Source organism: Promicromonospora sp. NPDC023987, from assembly GCF_040639055.1.
Taxonomy (GTDB): domain Bacteria; phylum Actinomycetota; class Actinomycetes; order Actinomycetales; family Cellulomonadaceae; genus Promicromonospora.
In genome coordinates, this window is record NZ_JBEZZF010000051.1 from 26,498 (window position 1) to 42,142 (window position 15,645).

A 15,645-nucleotide genomic window follows, 5' to 3' on the forward strand; every position below is an offset into this window, starting at 1 on the left:
GCCTGTCCCCAGATAAGGGAAAGACCATGAGCATGGCCACCGAACGGGGTCGCGAGCCTGCGATCCGCGTGCAGCACCTCGAGAAGTCGTACAAGGAGCTGCACGTCCTGAAGGGCGTGGACCTCGAGGTCGCGCCGGGCAGCATCTTCGCGCTGCTGGGCTCGAACGGCGCCGGCAAGACGACCGTCGTCAAGATCCTGTCCACGCTGCTCAGGGCGGACGCCGGCACCGCGAGCGTCAACGGGTTCGACGTCGCCACCCGGGCCGCCGACGTCCGCGAGTCGATCAGCCTCACGGGGCAGTTCGCCGCAGTCGACGAGGTCCTCACCGGGCGCGAGAACCTGGTCCTGGTGGCCAGGCTGCGCCACCTCAAGGACCCCGGCAGGATCGCCGACGACCTCCTCGCCCGCTTCTCGCTGACCGACGCCGGCGGGCGCAAGGCCGCCACCTACTCCGGCGGCATGCGCCGCCGCCTGGACATCTCCATGAGCCTGATCGGCGACCCGCCGATCATCTTCCTCGACGAACCCACCACCGGCCTGGACCCCCAGGCACGCATCGAGGTGTGGGACGCCGTCAAGGAGCTCGCCCGGAACGGCACCACGGTGCTGCTGACCACGCAGTACCTGGACGAGGCCGAACAGCTCGCCGACCGGATCGCGATCCTCCACCAGGGCCGCATCATCGTCAACGGCACCCTGGCCGAGCTCAAGGCCCTGCTGCCGCCGGCCAAGGTCGAGTACGTCGAGAAGCAGCCCACCCTGGAGGACGTGTTCTTCGCCGTCGTCGGCGACAACGGCACCGCCGGCACGACCGGCACTACGACCGGCGCCACGACCAGCAGCCCCGCCGGCACGGACAAGTGAGGAACGAGACCATGAGCAAGCACTTCTTCGGTGACACCGCCGTCCTGACCGGCCGGTCCCTGAGCCACATCCTGCGCAGCCCCGACACCATCATCACGACGGCGGTCACGCCGATCGCCATGATGCTGATGTTCGTCTACGTCTTCGGTGGAGCGATCAACACCGGCACCGGCAGCTACGTGAACTACCTGCTGCCCGGCATCCTGCTGATCACGATCGCGTCGGGCATCGCCTACACGTCCTACCGGTTGTTCCTCGACATGCAGGGCGGCATCTTCGAGCGGTTCCAGTCCATGCCGATCGCCCGCTCGGCGGTGCTCTGGGGCCACGTGCTGACGTCGCTCGTCGCCAACCTGGTCTCGGTGACGATCGTCGTGCTGGTGGCCCTGCTCATGGGCTTCCGCTCCGGAGCCGGCGTGCTGGCGTGGCTCGGCGTCGCGGGCGTCCTTGCCCTGTTCACCCTGGCCCTGACGTGGCTCGCGGTCATCGCCGGCCTGTCGGCCAAGACGGTGGACGGCGCCAGCGCGTTCTCCTACCCGCTGATCTTCCTGCCGTTCATCAGCTCGGCGTTCGTGCCCACCGAGACCATGCCTGGCCCGGTGCGCTGGTTCGCCGAGAACCAGCCGGTCACCTCGATCGTCGACACGATCCGTGACCTGCTGGCCCAGCAGCCGGTCGGCACCGACATCTGGGTGGCACTCGGCTGGTGCGTCGGCATCCTCGCCGTCGCGTACGCCCTCGCCACCGCTGCCTACCGCCGCCGGATCGCCTGACCGTCCATCACCTCGACAACGAGCCTCGAGCGCGCACCGCCTGGTGCGCGCTCGAGGCTCGTCGCCGAACCGCAACTTGCACGTGAGTCGGCGGCTAACCCGGCGTCGAACCGCAACTTCCTTTCGTCCCCGGCGTCGAGCCGAAAGATGAGCGTCCATAACTGCCCGGATCGACGAGCATGTTGCGGGTCGGCCCTCGTCGGGACCAGCAACCTGCGGTTCGGCACCCCTGGATCCAGCGAGCGACCACCAGCTTGCGGCTCGACACCCCACCGAACCCGGGGAAGACCACCAACTTGCGGTTCGGCGGCCCCTGGATCCCGCGAGGACCCACCAACCTGCGGACCGGCACCCCGGAACGAAGTGCCGGGTGGGCAGCAGCTACTCCCAGACGGCGATGCTGCGGCGCACGGGAACGGAGCCGTCGTCGCTGGCGAAGAGCTCCGGCGAGCGCCGGCGAGTCTTCTCGATGTCGTCGAACACCGCGCGGAGGTGGGCCCGCAGGCCGGCGCGCGCGCTCGGGAGGTCCCCGGCCACCACCGCGTCGAGAATGGTGTGGTGCTCGTCGACGAAGCGGCCCATGCCGTTCGTCTCGTGCAGCCCGAGGCGGCGGGCCCGGTCCAGGTGCCCCTTGGCGGCGACGACCGTCGACCAGGCCCTGCCGTGCCCGCTGAGGCGCAGGAGCCCGTGATGGAACGACTCGTCGAGCTCGAAGAACTTCTCGAGATCGAGCCCGGGCGCCCGCTGCTGCTCCAGGTTGGCGCGCAGCTCGGCGAGCAGGCCAGGGTCGAGGGTCTCCGGGATGTCGTCGAACGCGGCCAGCTCGACCGCCTCGCGGAGGAACTGTGCGTCGGCGACGCGTTCGGCGTCCACGCGGGAAACGAAGGACCCGACCTTGGGGAACACCCGCACCAGGCCCTCCTCGCCGAGGAGGATCAGGCTCTCGCGCACCGGCGTCCGGCTGACGCCGAGGGACGCGGCGAGCTCGTTCTCCGACAGGGATGCACCGGGCGGCAGCTCGAGGGTGAGCACCTTGCGGCGCAGCGTCTCGTAGACGACTCGTCTGTTGGATCGGTTCGAGGCTTCCCTCATGCACGGAGTCTAGGCGAGACGAGCCGCCCTTCCACACCACTGCCAGTTGACACCAACTTGTCGACGCTGCTTACATACAAGTGCTGCCACACATTGGCGGGCGGGCAATCCCGACAACGACGTCAGTCAAGAACGCAAGGAGCACACTCCAATGGCGGAAACAGCAATGACCCCGCCGGGTAACGCGGTCACCCGATCTACCAAGGACCTCACGCGGGCAGCCGTGTCGGGGTGGCTCGGCACCGCCATGGAGTTCATGGACTTCCAGCTCTACTCGCTGGCGGCCGCCATCGTCTTCAACCAGATCTTCTTCCCCGAGGCCAGCCCCGCGATCGCCCTGATCGCCGCGATGGCCACCTACGGCGTCGGGTACGTGGCCCGGCTCGCGGGCGCCGTCTACTTCGGCCGTATGGGCGACCGGATCGGCCGGCGCAAGGTCCTGTTCATCACCATCGCGCTCATGGGCGGGTCGACGACGCTGATCGGCGTGCTGCCCACCTATCAGATGATCGGCATCATGGCGCCGGTCCTGCTGGTCGTGCTGCGCCTGATCCAGGGCTTCGGCGCCGGCGCGGAGATCGCGGGCGCCACCGTGATGCTGGCGGAGTACGCGCCGGTGAAGCGTCGCGGCCTCGTCGCCTCGCTGGTCTCGCTCGGCACCAACTCCGGCACCCTGGCGGCGTCGGCCCTGTGGGCGCTGCTGCTGGCCGTGCTCAGCGAGGAGCAGCTCCTGAGCTGGGGCTGGCGGCTGCCGTTCCTGCTCAGCTTCGTGCTGATGATCTTCGCGGTCTGGATCCGCAGGAACGTCAAGGAGAGCCCGGTCTTCGAGGCGCGGGCCGACGTCGTGGACGGGGTCGCCCTCAGCCGCGCCGAGGTCGAGTCCGCCACCACCGAGCCCGTGCTCCAGACGGCCCTCAAGCAGCGCAAGGGCAAGGCGTTCTTCCTGGCGCTGACCCTGCGGTTCGGCCAGGCCGGCAACTCCGGGCTTATCCAGACCTTCCTGGTCGGCTACATCGCGACCACTCTCGCGATGGACCGCGCCCTGGCCACCGAGGCGATCATGTGGGGCTCCATCGCGGGCTTCGTGACCGTGCCGGTGATCGGCATGCTGGGCGACCGCTTCGGCCGGCGCACGATGTACACCGTGCTGTCCCTGCTCACCATCGCGTTCGCGTTCCCGATGATGCTGATGATCACCAGCGGCAGCACGGCGGGCCTCCTGTTCGGCATGATCGCCGGCCTGAACCTCGGTGTCCTCGGCCTGTTCGCCCTGGAGAGCGTGACCATGGCCGAGCTGTTCGGCTCCCGGACCCGGTTCACCCAGCTGGCCCTGACCAAGGAGATCGGCGGCATCCTCGCGACGGCGATCGGGCCCGTCATCGCCGCGTCGCTCACCGCGCTCACCGGCAGCTGGTGGCCGATCGCCGCGATGCTCGTCGTCTACTCGACCATCACCCTGGTGGCCGCGCGCCTCTCCCCCGAGACCGTGGGCCGCGACCTCGTCCGGCTCGAGGACGCCGTATGAGAGCGGTAGTCGTCCACGGCGCCGGCGACCTGCGGGTCGAGGAGCGCCCCGATCCCGTCGCCCGGACCGGCGAGGTCGTCGTGGCCATGGAGTGGGGCGGCGTCTGCGGGTCGGACCTGGCCTACTGGAGGAACGGCTCCTCGGGCACCGCAGTGCTGCGCGACTCGCTCGTCCTCGGCCACGAGGTGGCCGGCCGCGTGGTGTCGACCGGCCCGGGGGTCTCCGGCTGGGAGCCGGGCACGCCGGTCACGGTGCACCCGGCGCACGCGGCCGCCGGGTCGGTCCTGCCGGAGCGCCTCGCGGGACGGAGCAACCTGCACACGCAGGTCCGGTACTTCGGGTCTGCGGCATCCCACCCGCACACCGACGGCGGGTTCAGCGAGCTGCGGGCCGTCCCGGCCCACCAGCTGCGCAGGCTGCCCGACGGCGTGAGCACCGAGCAGGCAGCTCTCGCCGAGCCGCTGGCCGTGGCCATGCACGCGGTCAACCGGGCCGGCGACGTGCGCGGGCGCGACGTGCTGGTCAACGGAGCGGGCCCCATCGGCTGCCTCGTCGTGGCGGCCGCGAAGCACGCGGGCGCCGCGACGGTCACCGCCGCAGACCTCTCCGCCTCCTCGCTGGCCGTGGCCAAGGAGCTGGGCGCCGACCGCGTCCTCGACCTCGGCGCCGGCGACCGCCTGCCGGACGACTGCGAGCTCGTGTTCGAGGCCTCCGGGGCTCCAGCGGCGCTCGGCGGTGTGCTGCGGGCCACGGCCCGCGGCGGGATGCTCGTTCAGGTCGGCAACCTCCCGGGCTCCGCTGCCCCTGCCGCCCTCGGCGACCTCGTCACCCGCGAGATCACGTGGGTGGGCGCCTACCGGTTCGTCGAGGAGATCAGCGACGCCCTCGACGCCCTCGACGACGGGCTGGACGTGTCGGGCGTGGTCACGCACCGCTTCGGCATCGAGCAGGCCGGCGAGGCGCTCGCCACGGCCGCCGGGCCCGGCAGCAGCAAGGTGCTCATCCGCCTCTCCGGCGACTGAGCCGGGCGGCAGCCGGGCCGGGCGGCGACTGAGCGGGGCGGCAGCCGAGCCGGGCGGCGACTGAGCCGGGCAGCAGCCGAGCCCGACACAGCCCAGCCCAGCGGCAGCCGAGCCGGCCCAGGCCGACGCCTTCCGCCGTCGTTCACGCTCGTGTGAGGACCTGGCCATATCGGCTGCCTACCGTGGCGCGCGTCCCGGCCGCATCGCGGCCCGCGCCAACGGTTGGAGCCTCAGTGAACGCCGACACCCCCGACACACCGTCGATCTCCGAGCTCGCTGAGCTTCGACTGTCCCGCCGGACCGCCATGGCGGGCGGTCTGGCCACCGCGGCGGCGGCCTTCTTCGGCGTCACGACCCCGGCGACCGCGGCAGGCGCCGGTACGGGCACCGGTGCCGCCGCGGCGGGTCCGGGGCGCGGCGGCGGACGCCCGCTGCTCGGCTTCCCCGCCATCGCGCCCAGCGTCGCCGACGAGGTGATGCTGCCGCCGGGGTACCGGTACGACGTGCTCTTCCCCTGGGGCCACCCGATCGTCCCGTCCGGTCCGGCGTTCGCCGAGGACGCCGCCAACAGCGCGGCCGACCAGGCACGGCAGGCCGGCGACCACCACGACGGCATGTGGTTCTTCCCGCTGCGGGACCGCCGCTCCGGCCTGCTCTGCGTCAACCACGAGGCCACCACCGAGAACCTGCTGCACACCGACGGCCGGGCCGCCTGGTCGCCGGAGAAGACCGCCAAGTCGCAGGCCGCGCACGGCGTCTCCGTCATCCAGGTCGAGCAGGACCGCCGCGGCGGGTGGCAGCTCGCCGAGTCGCGGTTCGCCCGGCGCGTGACCATGACCACGCCGATCGAGCTCACCGGCCCCGCCGCGGGGCACCCGCTCATGCGGACGGGCGCCGACCCCGACGGCGTGCTCGTGCTGGGCACCCTGAACAACTGCGCGAGCGGCCCCACCCCGTGGGACACGTATCTGACGTGCGAGGAGACGATCAACAAGTACTTCTACTACGGGGAGCAGCCGCCGCCGGCCGGGTCGGTCGAGGAGCGCTACGGCATCGGCTCGGAGAGCCCGTACCCCTGGTACACCACCGACAGCCGCTTCGACATGCGGGACGAGCCGAACGAGTACAACCGGTTCGGCTGGGTGGTGGAGGTAGACCCGTTCGACCCGACGTCGACGCCGAAGAAGCGCACCGCGCTGGGCCGGATGGAGCACGAGAACGCCGTCGTGGTGCGTGGCCGGCGCGGCGAGGCAGTCGTGTACATGGGCGACGACACGCAGTTCGACTACTTCTACAAGTTCGTGGGCGCCGAGCCGATCGCGAAGGCGCGCCGGGCCGGGCGGAGCCCGCTCGACGAGGGCACGCTGTACGTCGCCAGGTTCGACGAGGACGGTTCCGGCAGGTGGCTGCCGCTCGTCCACGGCGAGCCCGGCCTGACCGCGGCGGACGGGTTCGCGGACCAGGCCCAGGTGCTGATCCACACGCGCCTCGCGGCCGACGCCGTGGGCGCGACGCCGATGGACCGGCCCGAGTGGTGCACCGTGCAGCCGCACACCGGCGCCGTGTACTTCACGTGCACGAACAACACGGCTCGCACCGAGTCGGTGAACGCGGCGAACCCGCGGCTGAACAACCGCTACGGGCACATCATGAAGATCGACGAGAACGGCGACCCGAGCGCCGTGCGCTTCGACTGGGACATCTTCCTGCTCGCGGGGGACGAGGCCAGCGGGGCCACCGTTCCCTCGGACCAGGCGTTCGGCTCCCCCGACGGCCTGTGGTTCGACGCCGTCGGGCGGCTCTGGATCCTGACCGACGGCGCCCAGCCGCAGGTCGACGGCGGCGACCAGAACAACCAGATGCTGGTGGCCGACACCGAGCGCGGCGACATCCGCCGGTTCCTCGTCGGTCCCCCGCGCTGCGAGATCACCGGCATCACCGCCACCCCGGACGGCCGGTCGCTGTTCGTCAACATCCAGCACCCCGGCGACTCGGGGACTCCCGACAACCCGCGCGCCAGCTCGAGCTGGCCCGACTTCAGCCCCACGGGCCGCCCGCGGTCGGCCACCATCGTCATCACCAGGGAGGACGGCGGAGTGGTCGGCGCATAGCTCTGGTGTCGCCCCGCGCCGAGCGAGCCAGGGGGCGCCGTGGCATCGTGTCCGTGGATGCCGAGGCATGAGAGGGGACCATCGATGCGTGGTACGGATCTGCTCGCGGACGCGTTCGGCCGGATCAAGGAGGCGGTGCACGGCTCGGTCCTCGGGCTGTCCGCCGACGAGCTCGCGTTCCGCGTCGACGAGGACGCCAACTCGGTGGCGTGGCTCGTCTGGCACCTGACCCGGGTGCAGGACGACCACGTCGCCGATGCGGCCGGCACCAGCCAGGTCTGGTCCGACGACGGGTGGGACCGCCGGTTCGGGCTGCCCTTCCCGGCGGAGGAGACCGGTTACGGGCACGACGCCGACGAGGTCTCCGCCGTCCGGGTGCCGTCGGCCGACCTGCTGACGGGCTACCACGACGCGGTGCACGAGCGGACGGTGCGCTACCTGACCACCCTGTCCGACGCCGACCTCGAGCAGGTGATCGACGAGTCGTGGGACCCGCCGGTCACGCTCGGCGTCCGGCTGGTCAGCGTCGTCAACGACGACCTGCAGCACGCCGGCCAGGCGTCGTTCGTCCGTGGGGTCGTGCTGCGACGACGCGAGCGGTGAGGCGGCAGGAGCGGTAGCCGACGGGCCCTCGTCGCCCAGCAGGAATCACCGCTTACCGACGAATCGGTTGCGTTAACGCAAACCATGCGATTCGTCGCGCGTCCTCCCGATCCCGGTGGAATCATCGCCGATCGAGGAGGGGGCACCCGGGATGACGGCGGCGCGCGCGCTACAGATGGACGACTGGGTCGTGCATCGTCCGAACGTCGTGCGTTCGGTCGCTGCCCGCGTCCCCGGCATCGACGCCGAGGAAGCCGCCAGCCGCGCCCTGGAAAAAATGGTCCGGCTCGTGTCCACCGGCACCACCATCGACGACCCCGCCCCCTACTGGCGACGCGCCGCCGTCAACGAAGCCATCAGCATGACCCGCGAGGCCGGACGCACCCGACCCGTCGAGGACGACACCCTCGACGGCCTCACACCCCCGGTCGCCGGTGCCGAACTGGACTCGGAACGCCAGGCCGACGTCACCATGCTCCGCGACGCCCTGACCCACCTCGCCGACGACGACCGCCAGATCCTCCTCGAACGCCACGTCCACGACCGCGCCGTGTCCGATATCGCCACCAACCTCGGCGTCCGCCCCCACGCCGTCACCATGCGGCTACGCCGCGCCGAAGAACGCCTCGCCGGAGCCTTCGCCGCCGCCCACGCCCAGCACGTCAACGAACCCGAGTGCCGCACCACCCGCGCCGCCATGCACGACTACCTCAAGGGCCGCCTCCTGCCCCGCCGCCAACGGCGCCTCGAGGTCCATATGGACGGCTGCGCCGAGTGCACCCGCGCGTTCATCGACGTACGCGAGGTCTCCTGGATGCTGCGCGACCTCGGACAGCACGTCATCGCGGCCGCCGTGGCCACCGGCGCTCTCGGCGCAGCGGTCGGTGCGGGAGCGGCAGCCGGGGGAGCCGCGGGTGCCGGCGCGGGAGCGGGGGTAGGAGCGGGGGCTGCCGGGGCCGGGGCCGGGGCGCCTCGATCCTTCGGCAAGAAGGAAGCGGCCATCGTCGCGGGTGTCCTCGCCGTGCTCGCCCTCGGCGGCGGCGCCATGGCGCTGGTCGCCAACCAGGCTGATGAACCCCCCGCCGCGGAGTCCGTCCCGAACCCCGGCGCGGGGGGCGGAGGAGATGGTGCGGGTGGCGGAGGCGCGGGTGCCGGCGCGGGTGGCGGCGGGGGCGACGGCTCCGGCGAGGGAGAAGGCGACGGAGCAGTGGCTGGCACGGGCACCGACGGTGCCGGTGGCGATGCCAGTAGCGGTGACGCTGGCGGTGACGCTGGCGCTGGCGCTGGCGGTGACGGTAACGGTGACGGTGGCGGTGCCCGTGGCGCGGACTCCGGCATCGGCGCGGACGTTGCGGACTGGCTGGCCCGGCTCGGTATCGGCGACGGTCCGTCCGCGGACGACGGCGGGTCGGGCGAGGCACCGGACACCGGAGGGAGCGGCACGGATACCGGAAAGGACAGGGCCGCGGACGACGAGCCGGGCGACGGCGACAGCGACGGCGACAGCGACGGCAACGGCGATAACAGCGCCCGGAGCGACGGCCGGAGCGCGCCCGACGATGGCAGCACCGACGGCGGCGGGCCCGCGACGGCCGACGGCACCAACCCCGGCGTCGGCGCCCAGGTCACGGACTGGCTCGCCCGGCTCGGGGCCATCGGGATACCCGGGTTCCTGCTGATCGTCTTTCTCCTGTGGCTCTGGGAGCGCTGGTCCCGGGCCGAAGAGGACTAGATGGGCAACCGGTGGACCACCGCCCCGGGCACAGTGCTCCGGTGGCGGGTGCCGGGTGGGCCGAACTGTGTTCGGCTGGGGCCCGGGTATCCGGGCTGTGCCGAATAGTTCAGCCAAGCCGGATTACGGCGGGCCAGGCCGAACGAGATCAACCAGACCTGGCACCCGCCACGCGAGCTCACCCAGGGACAGGGCCGTCCGCTCGGAGCCCTTGCCTTGCCCTGCCCTGCCCTGCCCTCCCCTGCCCTCCCGCCCCGCCCGGCCCGCCCGGCCCCCCTGCTCGGCCCGGCCCGGCTCGGCCCAGCCCGGCACGCGATAACCTGGCCGCATCGCCGCTGACACCACCACGCGCCCCGAGACCGCTGGCGAGATGCTGACCCTCGCGGTCGATGACCTCGTGCGCCGGATCCACCAGCGCGTCCCGGCGGCCCTCGCCGACGAGCCCGACGCCGTGCACCGGCTGCGCACCTCCGTCCGCCGCCTGCGCAACGTGCTCGCCGCGTTCCGCAGGTACCTCGACGAGGACGCGACCGGCGAGCTGCGCTCCCAGCTCAAGGAGTGGGGCGACGTGCTGGGGCGGGCGCGGGACCTGGAGGTCCGCGCGCACCAGGCGGCCACGGCGGCTGACGCGACCGGCCTCGACGAGAAGACCCGCTCCGCTTTGCTCGAGCCGCTGGTGGCGGCCCGTGAGCAAGCGCGCGCCGACGTCGTCCGCTGGACCCGATCGGAGCAAGGGCGAACCCTCGGGCGACTCCTCGACGACTGGGCGGTCGCGCCCCGGCTGGGCGATCGAGCGTCGCGACCGGCGAAGAAGGCCGCCCGCCGGACCGTACGTCGGCAGACGGAGCGCACGCTCGGCTCGGTCGGCGAGCTCACCGACCTCGAGAGCGCCCACGAGCTGCGCAAGGCGGCGCGGCGGCTGCGGCACACCTGCGAGGCGATCACACGCAAGCCCGTCGGGCTGCTCGGCCGCAGGACCAAGGACCTCGGCGCCACCGCCCACCGGATCCAGTCCCTGCTCGGCGACCACCGCGACGCCCTGCTCCTGGCGGAGCACGTCCGCGAGCGCTCGAACGGCTCACCGGCGTACGACGCCGTCGTCGGACTGTGCCAGGAGCGGGCCCTCGCCGCGCTTGCGGACCTGCCTGCCGCGCTCGGCGAGCTGGAGGCTCGCGCGTAGTGGCGTCGCCATGCCGCTCCGAAGGAAGGGAGCAGCGGTGAACTTCTCGCCGCAAATCGGGGGATCGCGTGATGGAGGTGGGTCGCGGGCCACCGCACGCAGGTTCAGCGCATACGGTCATCCCATCCCGCCTGATCGCCCGCCGCCGACCGTCCCCGAAGGAGCCCCGTGCAGCTTTTCGACCTGGTGCTTCTCGTGGTGCTGTTCCTCGCCCTCATGGCCGGCCTCAGCCGGGGCCTACTGGCTACGCTCGGCGGCCTGATCGGCCTGGTCATCGGCGGTGTGGCAGCGTTCTGGGCGGTCCCCGCCGTCAACGACCTGCTGCCCACCTCCGAGTGGCGTGGTCCGGTGTCCATCGTCGTGGCCATCCTTCTGCCCTTGTTCGGCGCCTCCATCGGTGCGGGGCTGGGCCGAAACCTGCGCCAGGGTGTGGACCGCACCTCGCTCCGCCCGCTCGAACGTCTGCTCGGCGGGGTCGCGAACGTGGGCGTCGTCGCTCTGGCACTCTCGTTCGTCGGTAACGCGATCAGTGCCACGGGCGCTCCAGGTGTCGCTTCGGTGGTCTCGTCGTCCGCGGTGCTGCGCACGATCGACGACCTGACGCCGCCCGCCGTGGGCCGCCCGCTCGCCGAGATGCGCTCGATCGTGCTCGACGACGGCCTGCCGCGGCTGAACATCCTGATGGTGCCGCGAGAGACGCCGGTGGTGCCGGCCGTCGACCTCGACAACGCACAGCTGGAGGAGTCGGCGCAGTCGGTGGCCCGGATCTCTGGCATCGCGTACGCGTGCGGCAAGAGCTCGACCGGGTCAGGGTTCGTCGTCGCCCCCGACCGCCTGGTGACCAACGCGCACGTCGTGGCCGGTGTGGACCGGCCGGTCATCGAGCTCCCCGGCGGCACGGTCCGGGAGGGGCGCGTGGTCTACTACGACCCCGTCGACGACCTCGCCGTGATCGCGGTCGACGACCTCGACGCGGACCCGCTGGGCGTCGCGCGGACGCTCGCGGTCGGCGATCGCGCCGTCGTCCAGGGGTATCCCTACGGCGGGCCGTTCACGTCGGGCAGCGCCGGTGTGCTCAGTGTCAGCACCACGCGCGTCCCGGACTCCTACGGCGCGGGCGGGGCCGACCGGGAGGTCTACTCGCTCGCGGCCGTGGTGCGACCGGGCAACTCCGGCGGGCCGCTCCTGACGACCGGGGGCGAGGTGGCCGGCGTGATCTTCGCGCGCGACGACTCCGACCGCGACATCGGCTACGCGATGACGACCGCCGAGCTGATGCCGGTCGCCACGCAGGCCACCGACCTGGAGGCCGCGGTGTCGACCGGGAAGTGCGCGAGCTGACGTCGCCGACACCCCCGCACGGCCTGAGGCGGTGCGGGGGCACCGGGACGGCTCAGGCCTGGGAGGCAGCGCGGGAGCCCAGCAGCTCGCTCAGGTCCCGCGCGTCGACGTCCGCCCCGAACACCGGGGTACCGGGCTCCATGCGGATCCCCTCGGCGAGCGTCCCTGCGACCACCGGGTCGAAGCCGAGCGCGTCCACGATGCCGGCCACCGCTGCGACGTCGGCCGGATCGCCGCCGGCGATCCCGATCGCCTTGCGGGCGGGCGACCCCGCCGGCCGGGCTCCGTCCTCGAGGTCGTGATAGCCCATGTGGTTGAACGCCTTGACCACGCGCGTCCCGGGGAGCGCGGCCTGGACCAGCTCGCTCGTGGACTCCTCCGGCCGCAGGATCCCGTCGCGCGGCCCGTCGACCTCCCACCAGTGGTTCATGGCGTCGAGGACGAGCTTGCCCTCCAGCGGCTCGGCGGGGATCGTGCGGTACCTGCCCAGCGGGAGGGCGAGGACGACGGCGTCCGCCTCGCGGGCCGCCGTCGCCGCGTCGACCGCGCGGGCGCCCGGAGCGAGCACCTCCACGGTGAGCGCTATGCGAGCCGGGTCGCCGGAGCCTGCCACGAGCACACGGTATCCGGCGGCGACGGCGAGGCGGGCCAGCACGGTGCCGACCTTGCCCGCGCCGAGAATCCCGAGAGCTCGCACGGGGGCCGCCGGCATCAGGACACCGCCAGCCTCTCCGGCTGCTCGGCGAGCAGCTCACGGACCATCGGGATCACGCGCGTGCCGTACAGCTCGACCGCCCGCAGCCGGTCACTGGCGCGCATGGCCCCGCCGGCGGAGTAGATGAGGTCGAACCGGCCGACGTCCAGCGCACCGATGGCGCGGGCCATCTTGCGGGCCACCGTCTCGGGAGAGCCGATGTAGAGCGAGCCCTGGGCGACGTCCGCCTCGAACTCCTCGCGGCGCAGCGGCGGCCAGCCGCGCAGGGCACCGATGCGGTCACGGACCACCTTGTAGCCCGGGTAGAACAGCTCCTTCGCCTCCTCGTCGGTGTCCGCGATGAAGCCGGGCGAGTGCATGCCCACGGGATAGGCGGTGGTGCCGACCTCGGCGGCCGCCCGGCGGTAGAGGTCGACGTACGGCACGAACCGCTCGGGTGGGCCGCCGATGATCGCGAGCATCAGCCGCAGCCCGTACGTGGCGGTACGGAGCACCGACTGCGGCGTACCGCCCACGCCGACCCAGGTGGTCAGGCGCCCGGACTCCGTCTTGGGGAAGACGTCGGCCTGCTCCAGCGACGGCCGCAGGGCGCCCTCCCACGTGACCGGCTTCTCGTCGAGGAGATGGACGAACAGGTTGATCTTCTCCTCGAAGAGCTCGTCGTAGTCGCGCAGGTCGTAGCCGAACAGCGGGAACGACTCGGTGAACGAGCCTCGCCCGAGGATGACCTCCGCGCGGCCGTTCGACAGCGCGTCGACGGTCGCGAACCGCTGGAAGACCCGCACCGGGTCGTCGGAGCTCAGGACGGTCACGCCCGAGGCGAGCTTGATGTTCGAGGTCTTGGTCGCGATCCCGGCCAGCACGGTCTCCGGCGTGGAGATCGCGAACTCTGGCCGGTGGTGCTCGCCGACCGCTATGGCGTCGACCCCGATCTGGTCGGCGAGCACCGCCTCGTCGACCGTGCGGCGGATCGCCTCGCCGTGGGACATGACCTCGCCGCGGTCGTTCCGCGGGAGGTCGCCGAAAGTGTCGATGCCGAACTCGATGCCGCCCATGAGGACTCCTCCACGACTGCCCTACACATTTGATTGACGTGTCAATCATGCTCCCGATATGGTTGACACGTCAATCACTGGAGGTCGTCGTGACAGAGGACACACCGTCCCGCTCCCGGCAGTCGCCGACGTCGGACGAGCTGCGCATCTGGCGAGGTTTCATCGAGACCACGCAGGCGCTGAACGCGCGGCTGAGCGCCCGGCTGCACGAGGAGTCGGCGCTGTCGCCCGGTGACTACGCGGTGCTGCTCGCCCTGAGCGAGGCGGACGGGCACCGTCTGCGCTCCTCCGAGCTCGCGGACGCCGTCGGCTGGGAACGCAGCCGGCTGTCGCACCACATCCGGCGCATGGAAGCGCGCGACCTCATCCGCCGCGACGACTGCGCCGTCGACTACCGCGGCGCCGAGGTGGTCCGCACGGACGAGGGGGCGCAGGCCTTCCGGAGCGCCTCGGTACCGCATCTGCGCGCGGTCCGGGAGCTGTTCGTGGATGCCCTGACCCCGGCCCAGCTGGAACAGGTCGAGGAGATCACGGTGGCGCTCCGCACCCACGTGGCACCCGATCGTTGAGTGCTGGGTATTTGTTGGAATCCGGCCGGCGATCCAACAAATACCCAGCACTCAACGATCAGGCGGGGGCCAGGCCGGCGGCCAGCTCCTCCAGCAGGTCGTAGGCCTCCTGCATGCCGCCCTCCATGCCCGTGGCGATGATCGCGTCACGAACCTCCTTGCTGGAGACGATCGTCCGGACGGTGAGCGTGGTGCGACCGTCTTGCTCGGTGAGCGTGTAGTGGTTGAGGCTGGGCTCCGAGTCGCCGTCGGGCATGCCCTCGAAGACCTCGGTGTGCGTCATCCGCTCGGGGGCCTCGATCTCGCGGTACTCACCGTGGAAGGCGACCTCGAACCCCTCGTTCGCCGTCATCACGTACCGCCACGTGCCGCCGACCCGCAGGTCGACCGCCACGTCCGTCACGGTCCCGCGTTGCCCGGCCCACCAGCGCTTGATGAGGTCCGGCTCGGTGAGCACCTTCCACACGAGGTGGCGTGGCGCGTTGAACTCCCGGGTGACCAGGATCTCGGTGTCGCTCGGCAGCGTCAGGACGGCGCTGCCCTTGGCCGTGGTGGCCATGTCAATCTCCTCTTCCGGTTTCCGATTCGGTGTGAGCCTGGGCTTCTGCTTGCGCGAGCTCGTCGAGCACGTCGTCGACCAGGTCGAACCGCTCGTTCCAGAGCCGTTCGTACCGGCCGACCCAGTCGTGGACCGCACGCAGCGGCGCGGCGTTCACCCGGTAGAGGCGACGGCGACCGTCGTCGCGCACCTCCACCAGCCCGACCTCCCGCAGGACCCGCAGGTGCTTGGACACCTGCGGCTGAGCGAGCCCGAGCAGCTCCGTCAGGTCGCCCACCGCGAGCTCGCCGCCGGCCAGGGCGTCGAGGATCTCGCGACGGCGCGGCTCGGCCACCGCGTTGAACGCGTCGGTGGTGGTCGCTGCTCGTGCCATGGTTCAAACATATACCCATAAGGGAATGTGTCAACAGAGTCTCTGGCCCTTGAGCTCGGTTGCGCCGCGCCGAGGTCGTGACTTTGCCACCGGCGAGTCGTTCGGCGTCTGCGACGTGGACGGAGTGTG

General features: G+C 71.7%; 15 protein-coding genes. 10 read left to right on the top strand and 5 right to left on the bottom strand.

The features are described 5' to 3' along the window. Window positions 1-26 precede the first annotated feature (26 nt). Both AB0F40_RS19875 and AB0F40_RS19880 read left to right on the top strand, forming a co-directional pair. A complete protein-coding gene (locus AB0F40_RS19875; protein ID WP_357471421.1) occupies window positions 27-866 on the top strand; it encodes an ATP-binding cassette domain-containing protein in 840 nt (279 codons plus the stop codon). Between the two features lie 11 nt (window positions 867-877). Beyond that, a complete protein-coding gene (locus AB0F40_RS19880; RefSeq protein WP_357471424.1) occupies window positions 878-1,639 on the top strand; it encodes an ABC transporter permease in 762 nt (253 codons plus the stop codon). Between the two features lie 381 nt (window positions 1,640-2,020). Here AB0F40_RS19880 and AB0F40_RS19885 read toward each other — a convergent pair whose 3' ends face one another. Continuing rightward, complete coding sequence (locus AB0F40_RS19885; protein WP_357471427.1) at window positions 2,021-2,731, bottom strand: GntR family transcriptional regulator; 711 nt, start codon at window positions 2,729-2,731, stop codon at window positions 2,021-2,023. A gap of 151 nt (window positions 2,732-2,882) precedes the next feature. Between AB0F40_RS19885 and AB0F40_RS19890 the strand changes: the two genes are divergently transcribed. From AB0F40_RS19890 to AB0F40_RS19920, 7 genes are all read left to right on the top strand, one after another. Then, window positions 2,883-4,256 carry an MFS transporter gene (locus AB0F40_RS19890; protein ID WP_357471429.1) on the top strand — a complete coding sequence of 458 codons (1,374 nt, stop codon included), beginning with the start codon at window positions 2,883-2,885 and terminating at the stop codon, window positions 4,254-4,256. Then, window positions 4,253-5,278 carry an L-idonate 5-dehydrogenase gene (locus tag AB0F40_RS19895; RefSeq protein ID WP_357471432.1) on the top strand — a complete coding sequence of 342 codons (1,026 nt, stop codon included), beginning with the start codon at window positions 4,253-4,255 and terminating at the stop codon, window positions 5,276-5,278. The genes AB0F40_RS19890 and AB0F40_RS19895 overlap by 4 nt, the downstream gene beginning before the upstream one ends. A gap of 233 nt (window positions 5,279-5,511) precedes the next feature. After that, window positions 5,512-7,389, top strand: a complete 1,878-nt coding sequence (locus AB0F40_RS19900) for a PhoX family phosphatase (protein ID WP_357471435.1) — start codon at window positions 5,512-5,514, stop codon at window positions 7,387-7,389. Between the two features lie 84 nt (window positions 7,390-7,473). Beyond that, the gene (locus AB0F40_RS19905) at window positions 7,474-7,992 is read left to right on the top strand and encodes a DUF664 domain-containing protein (protein WP_357471438.1); all 519 of its coding nucleotides are present in this window, start codon (window positions 7,474-7,476) and stop codon (window positions 7,990-7,992) included. A gap of 151 nt (window positions 7,993-8,143) precedes the next feature. Further along, window positions 8,144-9,724 (top strand): sigma-70 family RNA polymerase sigma factor, encoded by a 1,581-nt coding sequence (locus AB0F40_RS19910; protein ID WP_357471441.1) that lies wholly within the window; start codon window positions 8,144-8,146, stop codon window positions 9,722-9,724. Between the two features lie 370 nt (window positions 9,725-10,094). Next, entirely contained in the window at window positions 10,095-10,904 is an 810-nt protein-coding gene (locus AB0F40_RS19915) for a CHAD domain-containing protein (protein WP_357471444.1), read from the top strand. Between the two features lie 168 nt (window positions 10,905-11,072). Next, on the top strand, window positions 11,073-12,245 hold the full coding sequence (locus AB0F40_RS19920) for a MarP family serine protease (RefSeq protein ID WP_357471447.1): 1,173 nt from the start codon (window positions 11,073-11,075) through the stop codon (window positions 12,243-12,245). Between the two features lie 52 nt (window positions 12,246-12,297). Here AB0F40_RS19920 and AB0F40_RS19925 read toward each other — a convergent pair whose 3' ends face one another. Next, window positions 12,298-12,957, bottom strand: coding sequence for an NAD(P)-binding domain-containing protein (locus AB0F40_RS19925; RefSeq protein WP_357471450.1), 660 nt, complete (start codon window positions 12,955-12,957; stop codon window positions 12,298-12,300). After that, window positions 12,957-14,015, bottom strand: coding sequence for an LLM class flavin-dependent oxidoreductase (locus AB0F40_RS19930; RefSeq protein WP_357471453.1), 1,059 nt, complete (start codon window positions 14,013-14,015; stop codon window positions 12,957-12,959). The genes AB0F40_RS19925 and AB0F40_RS19930 overlap by 1 nt, the downstream gene beginning before the upstream one ends. 89 nt (window positions 14,016-14,104) lie before the next feature. Here AB0F40_RS19930 and AB0F40_RS19935 point away from each other — a divergent pair, with 89 nt between their 5' ends. Beyond that, a complete protein-coding gene (locus AB0F40_RS19935) occupies window positions 14,105-14,584 on the top strand; it encodes a MarR family transcriptional regulator (protein ID WP_357471455.1) in 480 nt (159 codons plus the stop codon). Between the two features lie 58 nt (window positions 14,585-14,642). On the opposite strand, the gene AB0F40_RS19940 is transcribed toward AB0F40_RS19935, so the two are convergent. Together AB0F40_RS19940 and AB0F40_RS19945 are read right to left on the bottom strand one after the other, a co-directional pair. Next, entirely contained in the window at window positions 14,643-15,143 is a 501-nt protein-coding gene (locus AB0F40_RS19940) for an SRPBCC family protein (RefSeq protein ID WP_357471458.1), read from the bottom strand. 1 nt (window position 15,144) lies between these two features. Continuing rightward, on the bottom strand, window positions 15,145-15,516 hold the full coding sequence (locus AB0F40_RS19945) for a metalloregulator ArsR/SmtB family transcription factor (RefSeq protein ID WP_357471461.1): 372 nt from the start codon (window positions 15,514-15,516) through the stop codon (window positions 15,145-15,147). Window positions 15,517-15,645 lie beyond the last annotated feature (129 nt).